This window comes from Thermus islandicus DSM 21543 (genome assembly GCF_000421625.1).
Lineage (GTDB): Bacteria > Deinococcota > Deinococci > Deinococcales > Thermaceae > Thermus > Thermus islandicus.
In genome coordinates, this window is record NZ_ATXJ01000001.1 from 227,214 (window position 1) to 249,151 (window position 21,938).

Below are 21,938 nucleotides of genomic sequence, written 5' to 3' on the forward strand. Positions count from 1 at the left end.
ATGGGCTTTCTCGTGCTTTCCGGACTTTCGGGAGCGGGCAAGACCACGGCCCGGGGGTTTCTGGAGGACCTGGGCTACTTCATGGTGGACAACCTTCCCCCGGGCCTCTGGAAACCCCTTCTGGAAGAGCTTTCCGCCCGGGGGGTGGAGCGGGCGGGGGTGGTGCTGGACGCCCGGGCCCTGGCCTTCTTCGGCGATCTGGAGGGGGCCCTCGAGGCCCTCCGGCCCACCGTGGTCTTCCTCGAGGCCCGCCCCGAGATCCTCCTCCGCCGCTACAACCTCACCCGGAGGCTCCACCCCCTGGGGGCGGGGAACCTGATGCGGGAGATCGGCGAGGAGCGGAGGATGCTCGCCCCGTTGCGGGAGAGGGCCCACCTCGTCCTGGACACCTCCGAGCTCTCCCCGAGGGCCCTTAAAGAGGCCCTGGCCCGGTTTTTGGGGGAGGAGGCGGGCTTCACCCTGAGGCTCCTCTCCTTCGGCTTCAAGTGGGGGCCGCCCCAGGAGGCCGATCTCGTCCTGGACGTGCGCCCCCTGCCCAACCCCCACTACGACCCTGACCTTAAGCCCAAGACGGGCCTGGACCCGGAGGTGAGGGCCTACGTTTTCCGCGAGGAAACCGAGGCCTACTACCGGGCCCTCCTGGCGGTGGCGGGGCTGGCGGCGGAAGGGGCGAAGAGGGAGGGCCGGGCCTTCTACACCGTGGCCGTGGGGTGCACCGGGGGGCGGCACCGGAGCGTGGCCGTGGCGGAAAGGCTCGCCGAGGAACTCTCGGGCCGGTTCCGCGTGGAGGTGAGCCACCGGGATGTGGACCGGGAAGGCTAGGTCCCTCCTGCGCCACCCTGCGTGGCGCTGGCTTTACCCCGGGATGCGGGTCAAGCGCTACGCCCTCCTCGCCGCCCTCGGGGCCCTCCTCCTCGGCCTTGGCCTAAAGGACCTCCTCCCTTCCCTAAGCCTGGACGGGGCCTGGCCCTGGGCCCTCCTCCTTGGGGGGGGGCTTTTGGTAGGCGGGATCTGGGCCATGAACCGCAGCATGCTCTCCGCCTTCACCGACCCCCGCGAGGTGCCGGTGCGGGTCTACGTGCGCCGCCGCCTGGAGGCCGGTCCCCGGGTGGTGGCCTTCGGGGGGGGAACGGGGCTTTCCCGCGTCCTCCGGGGCCTCAAGGAGCGCACGGCCAACGTCGCGGCCATCGTGGCCGTCACCGACGACGGGGGGTCCACGGGCCGCCTGCGCCTGGCCTTCGGCCTCCCCGCGGTGGGGGACCTGGTGGACTGCCTCTCCGCCCTCTCCGACCACCCCGCCCTTCCCCGGCTCCTCGCCTACCGCTTTGACCGAGGGGAGCTCCAGGGGCACACCTTCGGCAACCTCTTCCTGGTCACCCTGAACCAGGTCTCCGGGGACTTCGCCGAGGCCATCCGGGAGGCCAACGCCATCCTGAACCTGAGGGGCCAGGTCCTGCCCGCCACCCCCGAGGCCGTGCGCCTGAAGGCGCGCTTCTTGGACGGGGAGGAGGTGGTGGGGGAGGTGGCCATCCGAAGGCATCAGGGAAGGGTCCGGGAGGTCTGCCTGGTCCCCGAGCCAAAGGAGGTGATGGCGGAGGCCCTCGAGGCCATCCGCAGGGCGGACCTTCTGGTCCTGGGGCCCGGGAGCCTCTACACCAGCGTCATCCCGAGCTTCCTTCCCAAGCCCCTAAAGCAGGCGATCCGCGAGACCAAGGCCCTCCTGGTCTACGCGGTGAACCTCATGACCGAACCCGGCGAGACGGACGGCTACACCGCCTACGACCACTACAAGGCCGTGGCCTACCACCTGGGCCGCAGGCCCGATGCGGTCCTGGTCCACACCGCCCCCATTCCCGAGGCGGTCCTCGCCCGCTACGCCGAGGAGGGGCGCCACCCCGTGGCCTTTGACCCCAGGCCCTTCGCCCTGGACGGGGTACGGGTGGTCCAGGGGGACTTCCGGGAGGAGGGCCCCTTGGCCCAGCACGACCCCAGGAAGGTAGTGGAAGCCCTCCTGAACCTGGTATAACCGTGGGCGTGTTCTTCCTCTTCCAGGACCCTCTGGGCGACGACCACGGCCTCGCCTACCAGTACCCCCAGGCCGCCCTCTACCGTGAGGCAGGGGAGGGCTTCGCCGACCTCCTCGCCCTCGCCGGGGAGGCCCGGGAAGGGCATCTGGTGCTTAAGGTGCGCCTGGCCCGCTACCCCAATCCCCTGGAGGGCCCCTTGGGCTTCAGCCTGGCCACGGTGGCCCTCTTCCTGGACACGGGGGAAGGGGGGGAGGAGGAGCTTCTTCCCAGCCTCCACACCCCCAAGGGCGAGGGGTGGGAGGTGGCCTACCTCCTCACCGGCTTCGGGGCGGAGCGCCGCACCCCTAAGGGCGAAAGGGCACCGGTCCGGGCCTGGCGGGAGGGAGACTGGGTGCTCCTGGACACCGGGCTTCCCCCGGGGCGGTACGGGTTCTACGGGGGAGCGGGCCTCTTTGACCCCTTCGCCCCCTGGTACCTCCGCCCCACCAGCCCAAAGGGCAGCCCTTGGACCCTCATGGCCCCGCCGGGAAGCCCTCCCCTTGTGGACCTGCTGGCGGAACGCCCTCTGGACCAGGTGCGGGCCTACGAGACCGGGGTGCTGCAGCCCCTTAGGCCTCGAGGCCTCTCTTTGCGGCGGGAAAGCCTCCTGGCCTTTGCCCTTGGGGGGGTATCCCTGGTCTTGGCCTTCCTCCTTGGGAAGCGCTAGGGCGAAGCCGGGGTTAGGGGTTCCTGCGCTCAAAAACCTCGCGGGGACTTCGGGGCCCGCATGGGGTGGGATTAAAGGGGCCTCAGGTCCTCCAGGAGGAGCCAGCCCACCCCCGGGGGCAGGGCCTCGAGGCGCGCCACGAGCTCGGCGGCCACGCTCTGGCTTCGGGGCTTCAGGGCCTCGGGAGGCTCCTCGGTAAGGAGGAGAACGGTGACCTGGTAAAAGGTCTGGGTGGCGGTGGGGGTGCCGTCCTCAAAGAAAGGGGTAGGGGGCGGTACCTCGTCCAGGAGGAGCCGGGCTCCCAGGACCTCCCCCGGGAGGAGGGCCTTTGGGTCCAGGGAAAGCCCCTTCGGGTGCCAGAGGTAGCCCTGGAAGAGCCGCACCGCCTGCACCCTTTTAGCCTACCGCTTCCCAGACCTCTCCTCCCAGGAGGTAGCGGCGGGGAAGCCTCTTGGACAGGTGCACGGCCACCTCGTACGGGAGGGTGCCCCGGGCCTCGGCCCAGGCGAGGAGCCCCGTGGGGCCGAAGTCGGCGGAGACCACCTCAAAGACCGCGGAAAGCTCCACGGGCCCAGGGAGGGCCACCGTGGTCTGGTCCATGGAGATCCGCCCCGCCACCGGGCAAAGCTCCCCCGAAGGCCCCTTCACGAAGCCCACCGCCCCCCAAGGCAGCCCGTCCGCATAGCCCACCGGCAGGGTAGCGAGCCACTCCCCGCCCCTCGCCACGTACACCCCCCCGTACCCCACCCGGTCCCCAGGCCTCAGGCGCTTCACCAGGGTGGGCCGGGCCAGGATCCGGAGGGCGGGCCTCAGGCCAAAGCCTGGGACGAGGCCATACAAGGCGAGGCCCACCCGCACGTTCTCCCCCCCGTGGAGGAGGAGGCCCAAGGAGTTCTCCAAGTGGTAGAAGTACCCCTCCCCCAGGGCCCGGCGCACCTCGAGGAAGCGGGCCCTCTGGAGCTCCACAAAGGCCGCGTCCTCCCCCGCCGTGGCCAGGTGGCTGTAGACCCCCTCCACGCGCACCCCCAGGGCCTCCACCGCCTTTAGGGCCGGGAGGGCCTCCTCCCAGGGGAAGCCCACCCGGTTCATCCCCGTGTCCACCTTGAGGTGGGCCCTGGGGGTAAGCCCCAGGGCGCGGGCCCTTTGGGCGAGGGCCCTTGCGGCCTCGAGGGTGGAGAGGGTGGGGACGAGGCCGAGCCGGAGGGCCTCCTCCGCCTCCAGGGGGTGCAGGCTCCCCAAAAGGAGCACCTCCCCCTTTACCCCCCCCTCCCTCAGGGCCCGCCCCTCGGCCAGGGTGGCCACGGCGAAGCGGGCGACCCCCCGGGCCTCCAGGAAGCGGGCGATGGGCAAGGCGCCGTGGCCGTAGGCGTCCGCTTTCAAGACGGGAACCACCTCTCCCCGGGCCCTGGCCTTGAGGAGGCGGTAATTCTCCTCCAGGGCCCCCAGGTCCACCTCCACCAGCGCGCGGGCCTCCATGCTCCCTAGGATAGGCCCCGAGGCGCCGGGACCCCCTGGGGCAGGCCTCTTGCCGGGGGCCCGCATGGGGTGGCCTCAGCGGGCCGTCCAGCCCAGGTCTATGGGGAAGACCGCCCCGGTGATGGCGGAAGCCTTTTCCGAGGCCAGGAAAAGGGCGAGCTCGGCCACCTCCTCAGGCTCTATGAGGCGCCGGACGGCCGCCTGGGCCAGGAAGACCTTCTCCACCACCTCCTCAGGAGGGATCCCCAGGGTCTTCGCCTGGTCCCGGATCTGGCCCTCCACCAAGGGGGTGCGGACGTAGGCCGGGGCGATGGCGTTCACCGTGATCCCGAAGGGTCCGGCCTCGAGGGCCACCGCCCGGGTGAGGCCCACGAGGCCGTGCTTGGCCGAGATGTAGGCGCTTTTAAAGGGGCTGGCCACCAGGGCGTGGATGCTGGCGATGTTCAGGATCCGGCCCCAGCCCCTTCCCTTCATCCCGGGAAGGAGGGCCCGGGTGAGCTGGAAGGGGGCGGTGAGCATCACCTGGAGCATCTTTTGCCAGGTCGCTAGGGGAAACTCCTCCACCGGGGCGATGTGCTGGAAGCCAGCGTTGTTCACCAGGATGTCCACGCCCATCTCCGCCCCCCGCCGGCCCAGCGCCTCCACCCCCTCGGGGTCCGCGAGGTCCGCCTGAAGGTAGACCCCACCGAGCTCCTCGGCGAGCCTCGAGGCGTCCCGCACGTCGTGGACCAAAACCCTCGCCCCTTCCCGGGCAAAGGCCCTCGCGATGGCGAGGCCGATGCCGCTCCCCGCGCCGGTGACCAGGACGGTTTTGCCCTTAAAGCTCATCGCCGCCTCACCCCCGTGAGGGCCCGCACCCGCTCCGGGTCCTCCCGAAGCGCCCTGGCCTCCCCCTCGTAGGCCACCCGGCCGTCGTCCAGCACGTAGACCCGGTCGGCCAGGTCCAGGGCCAGGTGGGCGTTTTGCTCGGCCAGGAGGAGGGAAACCCCCTCTTTTTTCAGGTGCCTAAGGACCTCGGCCACCAGGCGCACCACCAGGGGGGCGAGGCCCTGGGAGGGCTCGTCCAGGAGGAGGAGCCTGGGGTTCAGGAGCAGGGCGCGGCCGATGGCCAGCATCTCCTGCTCCCCTCCGGAAAGCTGTCGGCCCAGGTGGCGCCGCCGCTCCCAGAGCCTCGGGAAGATCTCGTAAACCCGTTCCAGGCTGAAGGGGCCGGGCCGCTTGCCCTGAACCAGGCGCAGGTTCTCCTCCACGGTGAGGTAGGGGAAGACCCGGCGCCCCTCGGGGACGTACCCCACCCCGAGGAGGGCCACCCGGTGGGGCGGTTCGTGGACCGTCTCCCGGCCGAAGACGAGGATCCGCCCCCGCCGCCGGGGGAGGAGGCCCATGACCGCCTTTAAGGTGGTGGTCTTCCCCGCCCCGTTGCGGCCGAGGAGGGCCACGAGTTCCCCCGCCTCCACCTTAAGCTCCACCCCGTGGAGGATGTGGCTCTTGCCGTAGAAGGCGTCCAGACCTGCGAGCTCAAGCGCCCTCATATCCCGGCACCACCTCCCCCAGGTAGGCCTGCTGCACCCGCTCGTCGGCGGCGATGGCCTCGGGGGTCCCCTCGGCCAGGACCTCGCCCAGGTGCATCACCGTGATCCGCTCCGCCAAGCCGAAGACCACCTCCATGTCGTGCTCCACGAAGAGCAGGGTGAGCCCCTCTGCCTCCCGTAAGAGGCGGAGGAGCTCCACCGTGCGCCAGGTCTCCTCGTCGCTCATCCCGGCGGTGGGCTCGTCCAAAAGGAGGAGCCTCGCCCCCAGGGAGAGGGCGAGGCCGATCTCCACCACCCGCTGGTCCCCGTGGGCGAGCTCCCCTACCGGCCGGTCCGCCTTCTCCTTCAGCCTGAGCCTTTCCAAAAGCTCCTCCAGGCGCTCCGCAAGCCACGCCCGGTCCCGAGCCCTAAGCCAGGGGAAGGGGGAGAGGCCCCGCCTGGCCTCGAGGGCAATCCAGAGGTTCTCCCGCACCGAAAGGCCTGGGAAGACCTGGGAGACCTGGAAGGTGCGGGAGAGGCCCAGCCGGACCCGGGCCTCGGGGGGAAGGGGGGTGGCCTCCTGGCCGAAGAGCCAGACCCGCCCCCGGTCGGGCCTTAGGGCCCCGGAGAGGAGGGCGAAGAGGGTGCTCTTCCCCGCCCCGTTGGGGCCGATCACCGCGTGGACGCTCCCCTGGGGCACCAAGAGGCTCACCCCGTTCACCGCGAGGAGCCGCCCGAAGGCCTTGGTAAGCCCTTCCGCCCTCAGCGCCGGTTCCACGCCCACCTCCTCAGGAAGTCCGCAAGCCCCCCGGGGAAGAAGAGGACGGCGAGGATGAAGAGCGTCCCCAGGAAGAGCATCCACTCTTCGGTGACCGAACTCAAGAGCTCCTCCATGACCCGGAAGAGGGCCGCGCCCAGAAGGGGCCCAAAGAAGCGGTACCGCCCCCCCAGGAAGGCCATCATCACCAGCTCCCCCGAGGTGGACCAGTGGAGCATGGAGGGCTGGGCGAAGTTGATGAGCATGGCGAGGAGCGCCCCCGCCGCCCCCACCGCCGCCCCGGAGAGGACGAAGGCCCCAAGGAGGTAGCGCTCCACCTTCAGGCCCAAGAACCTGGCCCGCAAGGGGTTCTCCCTGAGGGCCAGGAAGGCCCGGCCCAAGGGGGAGTCCACCGTGCGCCAAAGGAGGTAGGCCAAGAGGAGGAAGACCGCGAGGACGAAGTAGTAGTAGGCCTCGCTCGCGGTGAGGTCCACCTTAAGGCCCAGGAGGTGGAGGTCCTGCCGGGCGAAGCCCCGGAGGCCATCGTCCCCCCCCGTGACCTCGTTCCACTGGAAGGCGAGGAAGTAGAAGAGCTGGCTGAAGACGATGGTGAAGGTAGCGAAGTAAATCCCCTTGAGCCGCACCACCAGGGGCCCGAGGAGAAGGGCGGCGAGGGCGGCGAGGAGGGTGCCGAGGAGGAGGGCCAAGGGGGTGCTTGGGGCCAGGTGCTTCAGGGTAAGCCCCGCCCCGTAGGCCCCGAGGCCCAAAAAGGCGGCGTGGCCGAAGGAGACCTGGCCGGCGTAGCCCATGAGGAGGTTGAGCCCCATGGCCGCCAGGCCCCAGATGAGGATGTAGCTCCCCAAGGCGGCGTAGCTTCCCAGGGCCTTGAGGAGCCAGGGCAAGAGGAGGAGGAAGAGGAGGGAAAGGGCGAACCTGGCCTTCATTCGAAGAACCCCTCCTGTCCGAAAAGCCCCCTGGGCCTCAGGAGGAGGACCAGGGCCAGGATGATGTAGGGGGCAAACTCGCTGGCCTGGGCCACGAACTGTCCGGCGAGGCCCGAGGCCATCCCCACCAGAAGCCCTCCCAGATAACTCCCCCCCAGGCTCCCCACCCCGCCCAGGATCAGGGCCACAAAGCTCGGCATGAGGAGACCGGTGCCCATGGTGGGGGAAAGGCCGAGCTGCCCCGCGGCCAGGACCCCCGCCAGGCCTGCCAGGTAGACCCCAAGGGCGAAGGCCAGGGTGTAGAGCCGCCGCACGTCCGTTCCCAAGGCGGAGAGCATCTCCCGGTCCTGGGCCCCCGCCCGCAGGTAGAGGCCTAAGGCGGTGAAGCGAAGGAGGAGGAAGACGAGAAGCCCGGCGAGGGCCGCCATCCCCAGGACGAAGGCCCGGTAGCGGGTGAGGAAGAAGAAGGGCGTGCCGGGGAAGAGGGGAGCGGAAAGCCCCTCGGGGATGCGGAAGGGCACCCCCACCGGGCCGAAGATGGCCCGCACCGCCTCCTCCAGGACCAGGGCCAGGCCGAAGGTGAGGAGGAGGCTCTCCAGGGGGTCGCGGGCGTAGAGGGGGCGGAGGAGGAGGGCCTCGAGGAGAACCCCGAGGAGGGCCAGGAGGAGGGGGGCGAGGAGGAGGGCGGGGTAGAAGCCCAGGAGGCCCGCGAGGACGTAGCCCAGGTAGGCCCCCACCACCAGAAACCCTCCGTGGGCCAGGTTGATGATCCGGGTAAGGGAGAGGATGAGGGCAAGGCCCAGGGCCAAGAGGGCGTAGAAGGCCCCGCTCACCAGGCCGTTCAGGAGCTGGAGGAGGAGGAGGTCCATGCTACCCGGGGTAGGCGAGGCGGCAGCCCGTGTCCTTGGGGTCGGGGGCGGCCTCCTCCCCCGGCACCACCCGCACCACCTCAAAGAGGTCGTCCGGGTCCTGCCCCTGGCGCACGTGGCCCACGAAGACCCCGGTCAGGAGCTGGTGGTCCTCCTTGCGGTAGTAGACCCTTCCGGGCTGGAGGGCCACGTTCCGGGGGAGCTCCAGCCCCTCCAGGGCCTGGGCCACCTTGACCGAGTCCAGGCTCTTCGCCTTCTGGATGGCCAGGGCCAGGCTCCAGATGGCGGCGTAGCCGAACCAGCTCCGGGCCGTGGGCACCTTGCGGTACCGCTTCCTGTAGCGATCCACGAAGGTCTTGACCTCCGGGACATTGGGCTGGAGCCAGTACCACTCAAAGGTCCACCAGCCCATCCGGGCCTCCCTGGGGAGGGCGGCGATGTTCTCCCACTCCTGGAGCCCCCCGGCGATGGCCATCTGCTTGTCCAGGCCGAACTGGGCGATCTGCTTGAGGATGGCCACCGCGTCGTCGCCCGCCTGGAAGGTAAGGAGGACGTCGGGCTTGGCCCGGGCCGCCTTGAGGAGGACCGCAGAGTAGTCCGAGGTCCCCAAGGGTACCCGGTCCGCCCCCAAGACCTTGCCCCCGAGCCGCTCTACCACCCGGGTGAAGGCCTCCTGCAGGGACCAGCCGTAGGCGTAGTCCGGGGTGATGATGTACCAGTTCTTGCCGAAGCGCTCAGCGAGGAGGGGGCCGATGGCCCTGGCCTCCATGGTGGCGCTGGTGGGGATGCGGAAGGTGTTCCAGCGGCAGCTCTTTCCGGTGATGTCGTCCGCATGCCCCCCGGTGACGATGTGGAGCATCTTGTACTCGGCGGCGGCCTGGCTTAAGGCCAGGGAGACCCCGCTGGACACCTCCCCCAGGGAGAACTGGATCCGGTCCCGCTCCACGAGCTTCCTCAGTTTCTGCACCCCCAGGTCGGTCTTGGCGGCGGAGTCCTCGGCGAGGAGCTCCAGCCTGCGGCCCAGCACCCCGCCCCGCACGTTCACGTCGTCCACCGCCATCCGGGCCCCCTCCAGCTCGCTCCGGCCCAGGGCGGCGTAGACCCCGGAGAGGGGGTCCACGAGCCCCACCCGGAGGGTCTCCCCCTGGGCCCGGCCAGTGAAGGCCAGGGCCGCCGAGCCCAGGCCCAGCCTCAAGACACCCCTGCGCGTCAGCCTGTACCTAAGCATGTCCACCTCCCATGGTCACCAACGCCCGCCCCACCACCTCGCCCCGGTCCAGGCGCCGGTAGGCCAGGTCGGCCTCCTCCAAGGGATGCCGCTCCGTCACCTCCGCCCCTACCTGGATGGCCCCGGCCTGGGCCAGCTTGAGGAGGAGGGGCATGTCCCTTCGGGGCCTGGCCCCGTAGGAACCCAGGATCCTGAGCTTCCGCCGCACCAGCCGGGTGATCTCCACCCCGGCCTCCACCCCCTGGGGAGCGATGCCCACGGGCACCATCCGCCCCCCGTCCCGGAGGAGGTCCAGGGCCAGGCGGAAGGTCTCGGGGCGCCCCAGGGCCTCAAAGGCCACGTCCGCGCCCCGCCCTCCCGTGAGGTCCCGGACCCCCTTTGCGGCCTCCTCGGGGGTGAAGGCGTGGGTAGCCCCCAGGGCCTTGGCCTTCGCCAGCTTCTCGGGCCTCACGTCCACGGCCACCACGGGGTAGGCGCCGAAGGCGCGGGCCAGCTGGACGATCCCCAGGCCCACCCCGCCCGCGGCCACCACGGCCACGGCCTCTCCCCCCTCGAGCCCCGCCGTCCGCACCGCCCCTAGGGCGGTGAAGAGGGCGCAGCCCAGGATGGCGGCCTCCTCCAGGGCAAGCCCTTCGGGCAGGGGAAAGACGTCCGTGGCGGGAACCACGGCGTACTCCGCCAGCCCCCCCATGGAGTACATCCAGAGGGGAGACCCGTCCCGGCGGAAGAGGCGGGTGGTGCCGTCGTAGAGCACCCCCTTCAGGCGGTTAAAGGCGAAGAACCGCTCGCAGAGGTCCTCCTCGCCCCGCACGCAGTAGTAGCACCCGCCGCAGGGCATGATGAAGCTCGCCACCACCCGCTGTCCTGGGGTTAGGCCCTCCACCCCCGGGCCCACCTGGGCCACCACCCCCGAGACCTCGTGGCCCAGGACGCACGGGGTGGGAAAGGCCACCTCCCCCTTGATCACGTGGAGGTCGGTGTGGCAGACCCCGCAGGCGGCCACCCGCACCAGGACCTCCCCGGCCTTGGGCTGGGGAAGGGGGACCTCCTCCACCTCGAGGGGCCCCCCCACCCGGTTGAGCACCGCTGCCCGCATCACCACCTTTCCACCACCACCTTCCTTTGGGTGTAGAAGAGAAAGGCGTCGGGCCCGTGGGGGTGGAGGTCGCCGAAGAAGGAGTGCCGCCAGCCGGAGAAGGGGTAGAAGGCGAAGGGCTGGGCCACCCCCACGTTCACCCCCACCATCCCCGCCTGCACCCTCTCCCGGAACTCCCGGGCCGCCCGGCCGCTTTGGGTAAAGATGCAGGCCATGTTGCCGTAGACCACGGCGTTGGCCTGGCGGATGGCCTCCTCCAGGGTCTGAGCGTAGGACACGGAAAGCACCGGCCCGAAGATCTCCTCCCGCCCCACCGCCATCCCCGGGGATACCCGGTCCAACACCGTGGGCCCCAGGAAAAACCCAGGCCCCTCCACCCCGCGCCCGTCCAGGGCCAGCCCCGCCCCCTCCGCCAGGCCCCGCTCTATGTAGGCCACCACCTTCTTTCGGTGCTCCTCCCGGATCAGGGGCCCCACCTGCACCCCCTCCTCCCACCCAGGGCCCACCTTGAGCCTCCTCGCCGCCTCCACCACCCGCGCGAGAAGCTCCGGGCCTACCCCACCCACCCCCACGGCCACGCTCCCCGCCAGGCACCTTTCCCCAGCGTTCCCGAAGGCGGAGTTGAGGATGGCGGGAATGGCCTGGTCCAGGTCGGCGTCGGGCATCACCACCAGGTGGTTCTTGGCTCCCCCCGCCGCCGAGACCCGCTTGCCGTGTTGCGCCGCCAGGGCGTAGACCCTCCGGGCCACGGGCTCGCTCCCCACGAACTGCACCGCCCGCACCTCGGGGTGGGCCACCAGGGCCTCCGCCGCCTCCTTCCCCCCGTGCACCAGGTTCAGGACCCCCTCGGGAAAACCCGCCTCCAGAAAGAGCTCCGCCAGGCGGACCGCCCCCAAAGGCGTCCTCTCCGAGGGCTTGAGGACGAAGGTGTTCCCCGCCACCACGGCGATGGGGAACATCCAGAGGGGGATCATCACCGGGAAGTTGAAGGGGGGGAGGCCCGCCACCACCCCCAGGGGGTAGTGGAAGAGGTTCTGGTCCACGCCCCCCGTGACCTCCCGGAGGGTACGCCCCTGGAGGAGGGTGGGCGCGGAGAGGGCGAAGTCCACCACCTCTATCCCCCTCCGCACCTCCCCCCGGGCCTCCTCCAGGGTCTTGCCGTGGTGCAGGGTGACCAGGCGGGCAAGCTCCTCAAAGTGCCGCTCCAAAAGCTCCTTGAAGCGGAACATGAGCCGGACCCGCTCCAGGAGGGAGGTAGCGCTCCAGCTGGGAAAGGCCCGGCTCGCCGCCCGGACCGCCGCCTCCACCTCCTCCGCCCCCGAGAGGGGCACCTCCTCCAACACCTCCCCCGTGGCCGGGTTGTACACCGGCAGGGCCGGACGGGACACCTCCTTCCACTCGCCCCCGATCAGGTTCTTGAGCATGGCCTCTCCGCTGCTTGCCCCTAGCCTAGCCCAGAAAGCCTACCCCGTCATCAGGGGGTCTCCCAAGAAAAGGGGGGCGGGCCTTGGGCTGGACCACAAGGGGTAGCCTGGAGTATCCTGGCCCCAAGGCGCAGGATGGGAAGCCCCACCCGTTCCCTCCAGGTCTGGGCCCGAACCATGGCCCGGCACTACGCCCGGGAGATCCCGGACTACGCCAGGCTCCACGCCGACCTCCTGGAGCGGGACGTGGCCCTGGTCTCCTACGAGTACCTCCTGGCGGTGTGGAAGGAGGAGGACGAGGGCCTCGAGGCCCTGGCCCTGGCCGTGGGGGAAAGGCGCCAGCGCCAGGGGGTTTCCCTGCCGGGGCTCCTGAGGGCCTACCGCCTCTGGGCCAAGGACGCCCTCGAGGCCCTCAAGGCCGAGGCCCCCGGGCTCTTGGTGGAGGCCGCCCCCCGGGTGGCCGAGGTGCTGGACCGGGTGAGCGAGGCCTCGGCCCTGGGGTACCGGCTCGCCCTGAAGGACGCCTGGCCCCTGGGGCCGGTCACCGGGGTGGGGGTGGCCCTGGGGGACGCCGGGGCCCTGGTCTACGCCCCCCGCCACCTCCCCCTGGGGCCGGAGGGGATGGCCTTCGCCCAGGCCCCCGGCGGGGCCCTTCTCCTCCTCCAGGCCCCCTTTAAGGAGGTGGAGCGGGGGCTAAGGGAGCTGGCCCAGTCCCAGGCCGCCGTCCTCTGGGTAGGGGAAGGGCCCCGGGAGGAGGTCCAGAAGGACCTGGAGGAGGCCCTCCTCCTGGGCCCCCTGCTCCGTCTCCCCCCGGGCCTCTACCCCGTGCGCTTCCTCTGGCCCCTGAGCCTGGCCCTGGAGTCCCGGCGGGGCCAGGAGCGGCTCTTGCGCCTGGTGCAGCCCCTGGAGGGGCAGCCGGACCTCCTCAAGACCCTGGAGGCCTACCTGGGGGCGCGGCTTTCCCTCAAGGCGGCCGCGCGCAGGCTCGGCCTCCACCCCAACACCGTGCTGTACCGCCTCCACCGCGCCGAGGAGCTGACCGGCCTCAGCCTGGAGCGGGTGGAGGACCTCTGCCTCCTCCAGATCGCCCTGCAGCTGCGCGAGGCCCTGAACGCCGGCCCTCCAGGCTAGAGGGCGAGGTAGGCCGCCCGCACCCGGGGGTCTTCCCGAAGCTTCCCCGCGCTTCCCTCCAGCACGATCCAGCCCTCCTCGAGGACGTAGGCCCTGGCCGCCACCTCCAGGGAGAGGGCCACGTTCTGCTCCACGAGGAGCACCCCCACCCCCCCACGGGCCACCTCCTTCAGGGCCAGGAGCACCTCCTCGGCCAGCCTGGGGGAGAGGCCCAGGGAGGGCTCGTCCACGAGAAGGATCCGCGGAAAGCCCATGAGGGCCCGGCCGATGGCCAGCATCTGCTGCTCCCCGCCGGAGAGCGTCCCGGCGAGCTGCCGCCTCCGCTCCGCGAGCCGGGGGAAGAGGGCGTAGACCCTCTCGTACCCCTCCTTCTCCCGCCCTGGAGCCAGGAAGGCGGCCCCCAGGCGCAGGTTCTCCTCCACGGTCATCAGGGGGAAAAGCTGCCTGCCCTCCGGCACGTGCCCCAGGCCCATCCGGGCCCGGCGGGCGGGGGAGAGGGGGGTGAGGTCCTCTTCCCCCAAGAGGACCCGCCCCCGCCAGGGCTTGAGGAGGCCCGAGGCCAGGCGGAGGAGGGTGGTCTTCCCCGCGCCGTTGGCCCCGAGGAGGGCCACCATCTCCCCCTCCCCCACCTCGAGGTCCACCCCGAAGAGGACCTGGGCCTTGCCGTAACCCCCTTCCAAGCGCTCCACCCGAAGCCTCATGCCCGCCTCCCCAGATAGGCCTCCCGCACCCTTTCCTCCTGGGCCACCCGCTCGTAGGGGCCCTCGGCGATGACCTCCCCGTAGTCCAGGACCACCACCCGGTCGGCCAAAGCCCGCACCACCGGCATGAGGTGCTCTATGAAGAGGACGGAAACCCCCCGGTCCCGGATCCGCCGAACGAGGGCCACCGCCTCCGCCGCCTCCTTGGGGCGGAGGCCCGCCATGACCTCGTCCAGGAGGAGGACCTTGGGCCTCGTGGCCAGGGCGCGGGCGAGCTCCAAACGCTTGTCCTCAAGTAGGGAGAGTTCCCCGGCCGGGGCCTCGGCCTTGGGGGCCAGGCCGGTGAGGGCCAAAACCTCCTCCACCCAGGCCTCGGCCTCCCTCTTGGGGGTACCCGGCTTGCCGAAAAGGGCCCCCACCAGGAGGTTCTCCCGCACCGTGAGCTCGGGCAGGGGCTGGACGATCTGGAAGGCCCGGCCCAGGCCCAGGTGGGTGCGGGCCTCGGGGGGGAGAAGGGTGACGTCCCGCCCCAGGAGGAGAACCCTTCCGGAGTCGGGGCGGAGGAGGCCGGAGATGAGGTTGAGGAGGGTGCTCTTCCCCGCCCCGTTGGGGCCGATGACCGCCAGGATCTCCCCCTCCTCCAGGTGGAGGCTCACCCCCTTCAGGGCCTCCAGCCCGAGGAAGCGCTTGGCCACCCCTTGGACCTCGAGGACCCTACCCACGCCGACCTCCCAGAAGGCCGAGAAGCCCCCGCGGCAGGAAGAGGATGGCGAGGACGAGAAGCCCCCCGTAGACCACCAGGTAGCCCTCGCGGATCCAGAGCCTTAGGGCCTGCTCCAGCCCCACCAGCACCACCCCGCCCAGGAGGGGCCCCAGGGTGGTGTAGAGCCCGCCGAAGATGGGGATGACCAAGGCCTCCACCGCCCGCCCCAGGTTGAAGGCCTCGTAGGGGTTGAGGAAGAGGGCCTTCATGGCGTAGACCCCTCCGGAAAGCCCCGCCACCAGGCTCCCCAAGAGGAGGGAGAGGAGCTTCACCCGCACCACCTCCACGCCCAGCACCCGGGCCACGGCCTCCGATTGGCGGCAGGCGGCCTGGGCCAGGCGGAAGGGGCTCCGCTCGGCCCAGAGGCTCAAGGCCACGGCGAGGAGGAAGACGGCCAGGGCCAGGTAGTAGGCCGCCAAGGGGGAGGCTCCCCCGAAGGGCGGGGGCACGGGGAGGCCGATAGGCCCCCCGGTGAAGGGGAGCTTCAGGGCCAGGGTGCGGAGCACCTCGCTGAAGGCAAGGCTGGCGATGGCGAAGTAGAGGCCGTGGAGCCTCAAGGTCACGGAGCCCAGGGCCAGGGCCCCGAGCCCGGCGAGGAGGCTCCCCAGGACCAGGCTGGGGAGGGTGCCCAGGTGGGAGACCAAGAGCCCGGCCCCGTAGGCCCCGAGCCCGAAAAAGGCCCCGTGGGCCAGGGAGAGCTGCCCGGTGCGGGCGACCAGGTCCCAGGAGAGGGCGAGGGCGGTGTAGAGGAGGACGAAGAGCCCTGCATCCAGGAGGAAGGCCCGCCAGACCCCCAAGTGGAGGAGGGGGAGGAGGGCGAAGAGGAAAGGGAAGAGGAGGAGCAGGTTCCGCCTCATGCTTGCCTCCAGGCCCGTAGGGTGAGGGCCAGGAAGAGGACCAGGAAAAAGACCGCCTCCACCAGTCCCCCGCCCCCGGGCACGTAGGTGCTCACCAGGGCCTCGGCTAGGGCCAGGGCCAGGGCGGCCGGGATCACCCCCTTCAGGTTCCCGAGCCCCGCCAGGGCCACCACGGCGAAGGCCTTCAGGTTGAAGAGGAAGCCCACCGTGGGGCTGGCGTAGAGCATCACCGAGAGCATCACCCCCGCCACCCCGGCCAAGGCGGCCGAGAGGCCGAAGGCCAGGAGGTAGACCCCCTCGGCCTCAATGCCCAGGAGGCCCGGGGCGAGGCGGTTCTGGGCCACGGCCCGCATGGCCAGCCCCAGGGGGGCCCGGGTGAGGAAGGCGTGGAGGGCGAGGAGGAGGGCCAGGGAGAGGAGGAAGGCCCCCAGGGGCACCGCCCCCACGAAGAAGGGCCCCAGGTGAAAGGCCGCCCCCTGGTAGGGGGGGGCCACCACCCGGGTGTCCGCCCCGAAGAGGAGAAGGGCCAGGTTCTGCAGGAGGATGGAAAGCCCGAAGGTGAGGAGCATCTGGTTGAGCTCCGGGGCTTTGAGGACGGGCCGGATGAGGCCGTAGTAGGTGAGGCCCCCCACCAGGAAGGCGGCCAGGAAAGCGAGGCCAAGGGAAAGGAGGGGGTCCACCCCCCGGGAGGCGAAGAGGAGGTAGGAGAGGAAGGCCCCCACCATGAGGAACTCCCCGTGGGCGAAGTTCACGATGCCCACCACCCCCAGGGAGAGGGCCAGTCCCGTGGCCACCAGGGCGTAGACCCCGGCCATGAGGACCCCGTTGAGGAGGGTTTGCAGCAGGAGTTCCATCAGCGCAGGTAGTAGCTCCCCGGGTAGCGGAGGGGCCTCGAGGCCTTTTCCTTGGGGAAGACGGGGCGGCGGACCCCCTCGAGGTACTGGAACTGGAACCAGATCTCCGGGCCGAAGCCCTGGTAGCGGGTCTTCCCCGTGTCCGAGGGCTCAAAGGCCAGGGGACCGAAGGGGGTGTTCATCCGGAGGCCGGCCAGGGCCTCGGCCACCTTCGCCTTGTCGGCGCTTCCCGCCCGCTCCAGGGCCAGGGCCAGGCTCTTGGCCACCACGTAGCCCATGGGGGCGAAGTACTCCTCCGTGACCTCCCCGTACTCCTTCCGGTAGGCCTCGAGGAACCGCCGGGACTCGGCATTCCTGAGGCTCGGCAGCCAGGCCGTCATCCCCACCACGTCCTCGGAGAGGGGGTTCTTCTCAAAGCCCAGGGGCCAGGAGGGCGGGGCCCCGTAGATGAGCTTAGGCCTAAGGCCCACCTGCCGGGTCTGCGCGGCGATGGGGAGGGCGTCCACATCGTAGCCGATCCAGTAGAGGATGTCCGGGGCGAAGGCCCGGAAGCGGGTGAGGATGGGGGTGAACTGGCCGCTCCCCGTCTTGTAGGGTTCGGCCTGGACCTCGTACCCCAGCTTTTTGAGCTGCTCCTGGTAGACCTTGATCCCCGCCGAGCCGAAGGGGCCGTCCTCGTAGAGGATGGCCACCTTCTTGGCCCCGTGCTCCCGGTTCAAGTACTGGAAGAACTGGAGGGCCGCGGCCACGTTGTGGTAGTCCCAGGGGTGGTAGTGGAAGAAGAGGGGGTAGCCCTCAAAGGCCTGCTCCACCACGGAGCTCGCCGCCCCCACGCAGAGGAAGAGGGGGCCGTACTGCTTTACGGGGCCGGAGAGGGCGAAGGTCACCCCGCTCGCCAGCCCCCCGATGACGATGTCCACCCGATCCACGGTGAGGAGCTTGGTGAGGGCGGGGACGGCCTTGGCCGGATCCGTGCCGTCGTCGGCCACAGCGAGCTCCAGCCGCACCTTGCCCCCGCGGTTGGCCTCGTCCACGGCGAGCTGGATGCCGTTCAAGGCCGCTTTGCCCGCCACGCTGGAGGCTCCCGAGAGGGGCAGGAGGACCCCCACCTTGACCTGGGTCTGGGCCCAGGCCATGCCCGCTAAGAGAACCAAACCCGCTAAAAGCTTCTTCATTCCCTTCCTCCTTTCTTCCCTAGGGCACCTCGCCCTCGGGTTCCTCGCACAGAACCACCGCCTCGCCTTCAATCACCCGCTCCCCCCGCTGGTTCTCGCAGAAGGTTTCCAAGGTTAGAACGTAGCCCCCCTTTGCCCGCTCCCGCACCGCCTTCACAATGGCGGTGGCGGTGACCGTGTCCCCCAGGTAGGTGGGCTTGAGAAAGCGGAGGGTCTGGGAGAGGTAGATGGCCCCCACCCCGGGGAGCCGGGTGCCGATCACCGTGGAGATGAGCCCCGCCACCAGGATCCCCTGGGCGATGCGCTGGCCGAAGCGGCTCTGCTTGGCGTAGGCCTCGTCCACGTGGAGGGGGTTGGTGTCCCCCACCGCCCCCACGAAGAGGGCCACGTGGGCCTCGGAGAGGGTCTGGGTGTAGCTCGCCCGGTCGCCTACCTGGAACCTCATGCCTCCACCTCCTTCAGGAACGCCTCCAGGATGGCCCGGAGCCGGGGGGGGTCCTCGAGGTTCAGGGAGTGGCCCACCCCCTCCAGGACGAGAAGCCTCCCCCGGGGGAAGAAAGCCGCCGTCTCCTCGGCCATGGCCCGGGAGATCAGGGGGTCCAAGGTACCGTAGAGGACCAGGACCGGCCCCCCGTAGGCCCGGCCCGCCCGCCAAAGGGAGAGGGCTCGGGCGTTCCCCTGGTAGTGGGCGGGGTGCATCCTCTGGGCGCAGTCCACCAGCTCGCCGAACCAGGGGGGCCTAAAGGTGGGGGCCATGGCCTCTAGGGCCACCTCCAGGGCCTTCCGGTCCTGCCGGTAGGACTCCAGGACGGGGTAGTAGGCCTCCGGGGTAAGAAGGCCCGAAGGGGGGGCGGAGTTGAGGAGGACAAGCCCCCTCGTCCTCTCCCCCGCCGCCTCCATGGCCACCGCCCCGCCCAGGGAGTGGCCCACGAGGACCGCTTCCTCCGCCCCCACCTCCTCCAGGAAGGCCCGGAGGGCCAGGGCGTAGCCGGGAATGGAGGGGGTGAAGCCCTCGGGGGCGGGGCTTTCCCCAAAGCCCGGGAGGTCGGGGGCGAGGAGCCGGGCGCCTTGCGGGGGGTCCTCGAGGAGGCCCCGCCACCACTCCTTGCAGGCGAAGTTGCCGTGGATGAGGACCACGGGGGTTCCCTTACCAGCCTCCAGGTAGCTAAGCATACACCTCCTCCAGGAAGGCGCGGACCGCGCGGGCGAAGGCCAGGGGGTCCTCGAGGGGGGCGGCGTGCCCGGTGGGAAGGGCCAAAAGCCTCGCCCCCAGGGCCTGGGCCAGGGCCAGGGCGTAGGGCTGGGGGAAGAGGAGGTCCTCCTCCCCGTAGAGGACCAAGGCCGGGAGGCCCAAGGCCCTGAGCCCCGGCCTCAGGTCCTCCAGGGTGAGGAAGCCCAGGAGGAGGCTCTCCTGGGCCCTTTCCCCCGGGGCCTGAACCAGGAGGGCCCGAAGGCCTTCCTCCGCCAGAAGCTCCGGGTGGGCGTTCAGGAAGCGGGTCCCGTAGACCCAGGGGAGGGCCACCCGGAGCCGAAGGCCCCCCCCGCCGGCCCGGAGGGCGTGGAGCCAGCTTTCCACCTTGGCCCGGAGGGCGACGTCCAGGTAAGGGGTGGTGCAGGCGAGGACCAGGGCCCGGACCCGCTCCGGGGCACGAAGGGCCAGGGTCATGGCCACGATGCCCCCGTTGGAAAGCCCCACCAAAACGGCCTCCTTCCAGCCCAGCCGGTCCAGGAGGCCGCGGAGGTCTTCCGCGTGGGTCTCGGGCGTGTAGGCCCCTTCGGGCGCCTCACTCCCCCCTTGGCCCCGCATATCGTAGCGGAGGAGGGCGAAGCCCGTGAGGTGGGGAAGGACCGGGTCCCAGCTCTCCAGGCGCTGAAAGATCCCGTTCAGGAGGACCACCGGGGGGCCTTCCCCCACGACCTCGTACCTAAGCCGCACCATGCCCCTCCTCCCAAAGCCGCTTCAGGGCTTCCTTGTTGACCTTTCCCGGACCGGTTTTGGGGAGTTCCTCCAGGAAGAGGAAGCCCTTGGGCACCTTGTACCCGGCGAGGCGCTCCCTGAGGAAGGCCTTCAGGGCCTCGGCCTCGAGGCGCGCCCCAGGCCTCAGGGCCACGAAGGCCACCCCCACCTCCCCCCACCTGGGGTCGGGGACCCCCACCACCGCCGCCTCCTTCACCGCCGGGTGGTCGTAGAGGGCCCGCTCCACCTCCACCGGGTAGACGTTCTCCCCGCCGGAGATGAACATCTCCTTCCTCCGGCCCACGATGTAGAACCTCCCCCCCTCGTCCCGGTAGGCCAGGTCCCCGGTCTTGAGCCAGAGCCTCTCCCCGTCCCAGGCGAAGACCTTCTCGTTCTCCTCCGGACGGCGGAAGTAGCCCTTCATCACCGCGCTTCCCGAAAGCCATAGCTCCCCCGCCTCCCCCACCCCCGCCTCCTTCCCGTCCTCCCGCACCAGGCGGGCCTTGAGGTGGGGCATGGGGCGGCCCACGCTCTCCGGGTAGGCCTCGGCCTCCTCCAGCTCAAAGGCGAAGCAGTTCACCCCGCACTCGGTGAGGCCGTAGCCCTGCTTGAAGCGCACCCCCTTCCTCCGGAAGGCCTCGCGCACGGGGGCCGGGCAGGGGGCCCCTCCGGAGATAGCGAAGCGGACCGGGGAGAGGTCCACCCCCTCCCAGGCCTCGGCCTCCAGGAGCATCTGGAACATGGTGGGCACGAGGAAGAGGAGGGTGGGCCGGAAGCGGCGGACCAGCTCCAGGTACTCCTCGGCGCGGAACCGCTCCATGAGGACCACCCGCCCCCCCAGGTAGAGGAGGGGGGTGGCCAGGGCGTTCAGGGCGGCGTGGAACATGGGGGTGGCCAGGATGTAGCGGTCCTCCCGGGAAAGCCCCCAGGCGGCGGCGGTCTCCAGGGCGTTCACCCAAAGCTGCCGGTAGGGGATCAGGGCCCCCTTGGGCAGGCCCGTGGTCCCCCCGGTGAAGAGGAGGAGGGCGGGGTCCTCGGGGCCCACGCGGGCCTCCTCCCGAACCTCCTCCCCTTCCTCCAGGGCCTCGAGGGGGAGGGCCTTGGGGTCCAGGGCCAGGGCGGTCTCCCGGAAGCCCTCCCCGTAGAGGAGGATCCTGGGCTCCGTGTAGGCGTGGAGGGAGCGAAGTTCGGGGAGGCTCAAGCGGTGGTTGAAGGGGGTGAGGACGTGGCCTAAAAGGGGCCCGGCGAAGAGGAGGTCCAGGTAGGCCAGGTGGTTCTGGGCGAGGAGGCCCACCCGGTCTCCCCTGCCCACCCCCAGGGCCCGCAGGAGGCCCGCCGCCCGCCGGGCCCGCCCGTAGAGCTCCCCGTAGGTGAGCCACCGCTCCCGGAAGAAGACCGCCTCCCGCTCGGGGTGGTGGGCGGCAAGCCAGGCGAGCCGGTTGGGCTCAAGCATAAAGCCCCCCTTCCAGCCTGAGGACCGCGGCCCCGTAGAAGTACCCCACCCCCGCCGCCGCCAGGGCCACGAGGCTCCCCTCCTTCAGCCTTCCCTCCCGCCAGGCCAGCTTTAGGGAGAGGATGGGGTCCAGCTGGCCCAGGTGGCCGTAGTCCTCGAGGTAGATGGACTGCCCCTCGGCGAGGCCTAGGCCCTGGAGGACCTTTTGGTGGGCGGAGCGCTTCATGTGGAGGAGGGCCAGGTAGTCCAGGTCCGTCTCCCCGTACCCCGCCTCCTCCAGGGCCTCGCGGATCACCGCCAGGAAGGTGGGGATGGAGGTGGCGTCCAGCCTGGCCTTCATCCCCTCGGGGTCCTCCACTTGGAGGCGGAACTCCCCCAGGTTACCCGGGGTGAGGGGAGCCCGGGTTCCCCCCACGGGCACCTTCACCGCCAGGGCCAGCTCGGGGTCCATGCGGTGGGCGAGGCCCAAAAGCTTCAGTCCCGGCCCCTCCCGGGTGAGGAGGGCGGCGGCCCCACCTGCGGCCAGGTCGTAGAGGAAGCGGGTGTGGGGGTCCCGGTAGTCCACCAGGTCCCCGTTGCGGTACCCTCCGGCCACCAGGACCGCCCCCACCTCCTTCCGGGTGGCGAAGAGGCCGCGGGCCACCTCCAAAGCCCCCAGGAAGGTGGCGCACTTCTGGTTGAGGTCCAGGCCCCGCGCCCCCCGGGCCCCCACCCGCTTGGCCAGGTAGGGAGCCGTGGCCCAGACGGGGTAGTCCTTGTGCTCCTCCACCATGGAAAGGATCCAGTCCAGTTTCTCCGCGGGGAAGCCCGCCAGCTTCAGGGCCTCCTCCGCGGCCCAGGCGGCCATCTCCGCCGGGTGGTCTTCGGGCCCGGGGACAGGCTTCGCCCTCAGGCCGAGCTTCTCCCGCACCACCTCGGCGGGAAGGCCCGAGAGGGCCGCCACCTCCTCCGCCCCCATGCGCCCTTTCGGCAGGTAAACCCCAAGGCTTCGCAGGTACATCTACCCCCA

General features: G+C 70.8%; 24 protein-coding genes. 4 read left to right on the forward strand and 20 right to left on the reverse strand.

The window, feature by feature from the left end:
• The 3 genes from rapZ to H531_RS0101220 are packed head-to-tail and all read left to right on the forward strand — an operon-like array spanning position 1 to position 2,733.
• Complete coding sequence (gene rapZ, locus H531_RS0101210; protein WP_022797543.1) at positions 1 to 822, forward strand: RNase adapter RapZ; 822 nt, start codon at positions 1 to 3, stop codon at positions 820 to 822.
• The gene (locus tag H531_RS0101215) at positions 803 to 2,026 is read left to right on the forward strand and encodes a gluconeogenesis factor YvcK family protein (RefSeq protein ID WP_022797544.1); all 1,224 of its coding nucleotides are present in this window, start codon (positions 803 to 805) and stop codon (positions 2,024 to 2,026) included. Before rapZ ends, H531_RS0101215 begins: the two co-directional genes overlap by 20 nt.
• 8 nt (positions 2,027 to 2,034) lie before the next feature.
• Positions 2,035 to 2,733, forward strand: coding sequence for a glucodextranase DOMON-like domain-containing protein (locus H531_RS0101220; RefSeq protein ID WP_022797545.1), 699 nt, complete (start codon positions 2,035 to 2,037; stop codon positions 2,731 to 2,733).
• Between the two features lie 71 nt (positions 2,734 to 2,804).
• Here H531_RS0101220 and H531_RS0101225 read toward each other — a convergent pair whose 3' ends face one another.
• The 10 genes from H531_RS0101225 to H531_RS0101270 all read right to left on the reverse strand — a co-directional run bounded on the left by H531_RS0101225 (position 2,805) and on the right by H531_RS0101270 (position 12,038).
• Positions 2,805 to 3,125, reverse strand: coding sequence for a DUF3208 domain-containing protein (locus tag H531_RS0101225; RefSeq protein ID WP_022797546.1), 321 nt, complete (start codon positions 3,123 to 3,125; stop codon positions 2,805 to 2,807).
• Positions 3,126 to 3,129: 4 nt separating this feature from the next.
• The gene (alr, locus tag H531_RS0101230; protein WP_028490577.1) at positions 3,130 to 4,209 is read right to left on the reverse strand and encodes an alanine racemase; all 1,080 of its coding nucleotides are present in this window, start codon (positions 4,207 to 4,209) and stop codon (positions 3,130 to 3,132) included.
• A gap of 75 nt (positions 4,210 to 4,284) precedes the next feature.
• Positions 4,285 to 5,037, reverse strand: coding sequence for a 3-hydroxybutyrate dehydrogenase (locus tag H531_RS0101235; protein ID WP_022797548.1), 753 nt, complete (start codon positions 5,035 to 5,037; stop codon positions 4,285 to 4,287).
• Positions 5,034 to 5,741: an ABC transporter ATP-binding protein gene (locus H531_RS0101240; RefSeq protein ID WP_022797549.1), complete on the reverse strand. Its 708-nt coding sequence runs from the start codon at positions 5,739 to 5,741 to the stop codon at positions 5,034 to 5,036. The genes H531_RS0101235 and H531_RS0101240 overlap by 4 nt, the downstream gene beginning before the upstream one ends.
• The gene (locus H531_RS0101245; protein ID WP_211210527.1) at positions 5,728 to 6,498 is read right to left on the reverse strand and encodes an ABC transporter ATP-binding protein; all 771 of its coding nucleotides are present in this window, start codon (positions 6,496 to 6,498) and stop codon (positions 5,728 to 5,730) included. Before H531_RS0101245 ends, H531_RS0101240 begins: the two co-directional genes overlap by 14 nt.
• Entirely contained in the window at positions 6,483 to 7,421 is a 939-nt protein-coding gene (locus H531_RS12585) for a branched-chain amino acid ABC transporter permease (protein ID WP_022797551.1), read from the reverse strand. The genes H531_RS0101245 and H531_RS12585 overlap by 16 nt, the downstream gene beginning before the upstream one ends.
• The gene (locus tag H531_RS0101255; RefSeq protein WP_022797552.1) at positions 7,418 to 8,290 is read right to left on the reverse strand and encodes a branched-chain amino acid ABC transporter permease; all 873 of its coding nucleotides are present in this window, start codon (positions 8,288 to 8,290) and stop codon (positions 7,418 to 7,420) included. Before H531_RS0101255 ends, H531_RS12585 begins: the two co-directional genes overlap by 4 nt.
• A 1-nt stretch (position 8,291) precedes the next feature.
• A complete protein-coding gene (locus H531_RS0101260; RefSeq protein WP_033399212.1) occupies positions 8,292 to 9,518 on the reverse strand; it encodes an ABC transporter substrate-binding protein in 1,227 nt (408 codons plus the stop codon).
• Positions 9,511 to 10,614: a zinc-binding dehydrogenase gene (locus tag H531_RS0101265; protein WP_022797554.1), complete on the reverse strand. Its 1,104-nt coding sequence runs from the start codon at positions 10,612 to 10,614 to the stop codon at positions 9,511 to 9,513. The genes H531_RS0101260 and H531_RS0101265 overlap by 8 nt, the downstream gene beginning before the upstream one ends.
• Complete coding sequence (locus tag H531_RS0101270; RefSeq protein ID WP_022797555.1) at positions 10,614 to 12,038, reverse strand: CoA-acylating methylmalonate-semialdehyde dehydrogenase; 1,425 nt, start codon at positions 12,036 to 12,038, stop codon at positions 10,614 to 10,616. Before H531_RS0101270 ends, H531_RS0101265 begins: the two co-directional genes overlap by 1 nt.
• Positions 12,039 to 12,173: 135 nt before the next feature.
• Here H531_RS0101270 and H531_RS15055 point away from each other — a divergent pair, with 135 nt between their 5' ends.
• A complete protein-coding gene (locus tag H531_RS15055) occupies positions 12,174 to 13,169 on the forward strand; it encodes a PucR family transcriptional regulator (protein WP_022797557.1) in 996 nt (331 codons plus the stop codon).
• On the opposite strand, the gene H531_RS0101285 is transcribed toward H531_RS15055, so the two are convergent.
• The 10 genes from H531_RS0101285 to H531_RS0101330 are packed head-to-tail and all read right to left on the reverse strand — an operon-like array spanning position 13,166 to position 21,929.
• On the reverse strand, positions 13,166 to 13,870 hold the full coding sequence (locus tag H531_RS0101285) for an ABC transporter ATP-binding protein (RefSeq protein WP_022797558.1): 705 nt from the start codon (positions 13,868 to 13,870) through the stop codon (positions 13,166 to 13,168). The genes H531_RS15055 and H531_RS0101285 overlap by 4 nt on opposite strands.
• Positions 13,867 to 14,592 carry an ABC transporter ATP-binding protein gene (locus H531_RS0101290; RefSeq protein ID WP_022797559.1) on the reverse strand — a complete coding sequence of 242 codons (726 nt, stop codon included), beginning with the start codon at positions 14,590 to 14,592 and terminating at the stop codon, positions 13,867 to 13,869. Before H531_RS0101290 ends, H531_RS0101285 begins: the two co-directional genes overlap by 4 nt.
• Complete coding sequence (locus tag H531_RS0101295; protein ID WP_022797560.1) at positions 14,585 to 15,490, reverse strand: branched-chain amino acid ABC transporter permease; 906 nt, start codon at positions 15,488 to 15,490, stop codon at positions 14,585 to 14,587. Before H531_RS0101295 ends, H531_RS0101290 begins: the two co-directional genes overlap by 8 nt.
• Entirely contained in the window at positions 15,487 to 16,344 is an 858-nt protein-coding gene (locus H531_RS0101300; protein ID WP_022797561.1) for a branched-chain amino acid ABC transporter permease, read from the reverse strand. Before H531_RS0101300 ends, H531_RS0101295 begins: the two co-directional genes overlap by 4 nt.
• Complete coding sequence (locus H531_RS0101305) at positions 16,344 to 17,519, reverse strand: ABC transporter substrate-binding protein (RefSeq protein ID WP_022797562.1); 1,176 nt, start codon at positions 17,517 to 17,519, stop codon at positions 16,344 to 16,346. The genes H531_RS0101300 and H531_RS0101305 overlap by 1 nt, the downstream gene beginning before the upstream one ends.
• A gap of 19 nt (positions 17,520 to 17,538) precedes the next feature.
• Positions 17,539 to 17,964 (reverse strand): MaoC family dehydratase, encoded by a 426-nt coding sequence (locus tag H531_RS0101310; RefSeq protein ID WP_022797563.1) that lies wholly within the window; start codon positions 17,962 to 17,964, stop codon positions 17,539 to 17,541.
• Positions 17,961 to 18,692 (reverse strand): alpha/beta fold hydrolase, encoded by a 732-nt coding sequence (locus tag H531_RS13590; RefSeq protein WP_022797564.1) that lies wholly within the window; start codon positions 18,690 to 18,692, stop codon positions 17,961 to 17,963. The genes H531_RS0101310 and H531_RS13590 overlap by 4 nt, the downstream gene beginning before the upstream one ends.
• Complete coding sequence (locus H531_RS0101320) at positions 18,685 to 19,458, reverse strand: alpha/beta fold hydrolase (RefSeq protein ID WP_022797565.1); 774 nt, start codon at positions 19,456 to 19,458, stop codon at positions 18,685 to 18,687. The genes H531_RS13590 and H531_RS0101320 overlap by 8 nt, the downstream gene beginning before the upstream one ends.
• Complete coding sequence (locus tag H531_RS0101325) at positions 19,445 to 20,929, reverse strand: class I adenylate-forming enzyme family protein (protein ID WP_022797566.1); 1,485 nt, start codon at positions 20,927 to 20,929, stop codon at positions 19,445 to 19,447. Before H531_RS0101325 ends, H531_RS0101320 begins: the two co-directional genes overlap by 14 nt.
• Positions 20,922 to 21,929, reverse strand: coding sequence for a 3-oxoacyl-ACP synthase (locus H531_RS0101330; RefSeq protein WP_022797567.1), 1,008 nt, complete (start codon positions 21,927 to 21,929; stop codon positions 20,922 to 20,924). The genes H531_RS0101325 and H531_RS0101330 overlap by 8 nt, the downstream gene beginning before the upstream one ends.
• Positions 21,930 to 21,938 lie beyond the last annotated feature (9 nt).

Coding starts and splice junctions, on each gene's coding strand:
- rapZ (WP_022797543.1), top strand. CDS start 1: ATGGGCTTTCTCGTGCTTTCCGGACTTTCGGGAGCGGGCAAGACCACG.
- H531_RS0101215 (WP_022797544.1), top strand. CDS start 803: ATGTGGACCGGGAAGGCTAGGTCCCTCCTGCGCCACCCTGCGTGGCGC.
- alr (WP_028490577.1), bottom strand. CDS start 4,209: ATGGAGGCCCGCGCGCTGGTGGAGGTGGACCTGGGGGCCCTGGAGGAG.
- H531_RS0101235 (WP_022797548.1), bottom strand. CDS start 5,037: ATGAGCTTTAAGGGCAAAACCGTCCTGGTCACCGGCGCGGGGAGCGGC.
- H531_RS0101240 (WP_022797549.1), bottom strand. CDS start 5,741: ATGAGGGCGCTTGAGCTCGCAGGTCTGGACGCCTTCTACGGCAAGAGC.
- H531_RS12585 (WP_022797551.1), bottom strand. CDS start 7,421: ATGAAGGCCAGGTTCGCCCTTTCCCTCCTCTTCCTCCTCCTCTTGCCC.
- H531_RS0101255 (WP_022797552.1), bottom strand. CDS start 8,290: ATGGACCTCCTCCTCCTCCAGCTCCTGAACGGCCTGGTGAGCGGGGCC.
- H531_RS0101260 (WP_033399212.1), bottom strand. CDS start 9,518: ATGCTTAGGTACAGGCTGACGCGCAGGGGTGTCTTGAGGCTGGGCCTG.
- H531_RS0101265 (WP_022797554.1), bottom strand. CDS start 10,614: ATGCGGGCAGCGGTGCTCAACCGGGTGGGGGGGCCCCTCGAGGTGGAG.
- H531_RS0101270 (WP_022797555.1), bottom strand. CDS start 12,038: ATGCTCAAGAACCTGATCGGGGGCGAGTGGAAGGAGGTGTCCCGTCCG.
- H531_RS15055 (WP_022797557.1), top strand. CDS start 12,174: ATGGGAAGCCCCACCCGTTCCCTCCAGGTCTGGGCCCGAACCATGGCC.
- H531_RS0101285 (WP_022797558.1), bottom strand. CDS start 13,870: ATGAGGCTTCGGGTGGAGCGCTTGGAAGGGGGTTACGGCAAGGCCCAG.
- H531_RS0101295 (WP_022797560.1), bottom strand. CDS start 15,490: ATGAGGCGGAACCTGCTCCTCCTCTTCCCTTTCCTCTTCGCCCTCCTC.
- H531_RS0101300 (WP_022797561.1), bottom strand. CDS start 16,344: ATGGAACTCCTGCTGCAAACCCTCCTCAACGGGGTCCTCATGGCCGGG.
- H531_RS0101305 (WP_022797562.1), bottom strand. CDS start 17,519: ATGAAGAAGCTTTTAGCGGGTTTGGTTCTCTTAGCGGGCATGGCCTGG.
- H531_RS0101310 (WP_022797563.1), bottom strand. CDS start 17,964: ATGAGGTTCCAGGTAGGCGACCGGGCGAGCTACACCCAGACCCTCTCC.
- H531_RS13590 (WP_022797564.1), bottom strand. CDS start 18,692: ATGCTTAGCTACCTGGAGGCTGGTAAGGGAACCCCCGTGGTCCTCATC.
- H531_RS0101320 (WP_022797565.1), bottom strand. CDS start 19,458: ATGGTGCGGCTTAGGTACGAGGTCGTGGGGGAAGGCCCCCCGGTGGTC.
- H531_RS0101325 (WP_022797566.1), bottom strand. CDS start 20,929: ATGCTTGAGCCCAACCGGCTCGCCTGGCTTGCCGCCCACCACCCCGAG.
- H531_RS0101330 (WP_022797567.1), bottom strand. CDS start 21,929: ATGTACCTGCGAAGCCTTGGGGTTTACCTGCCGAAAGGGCGCATGGGG.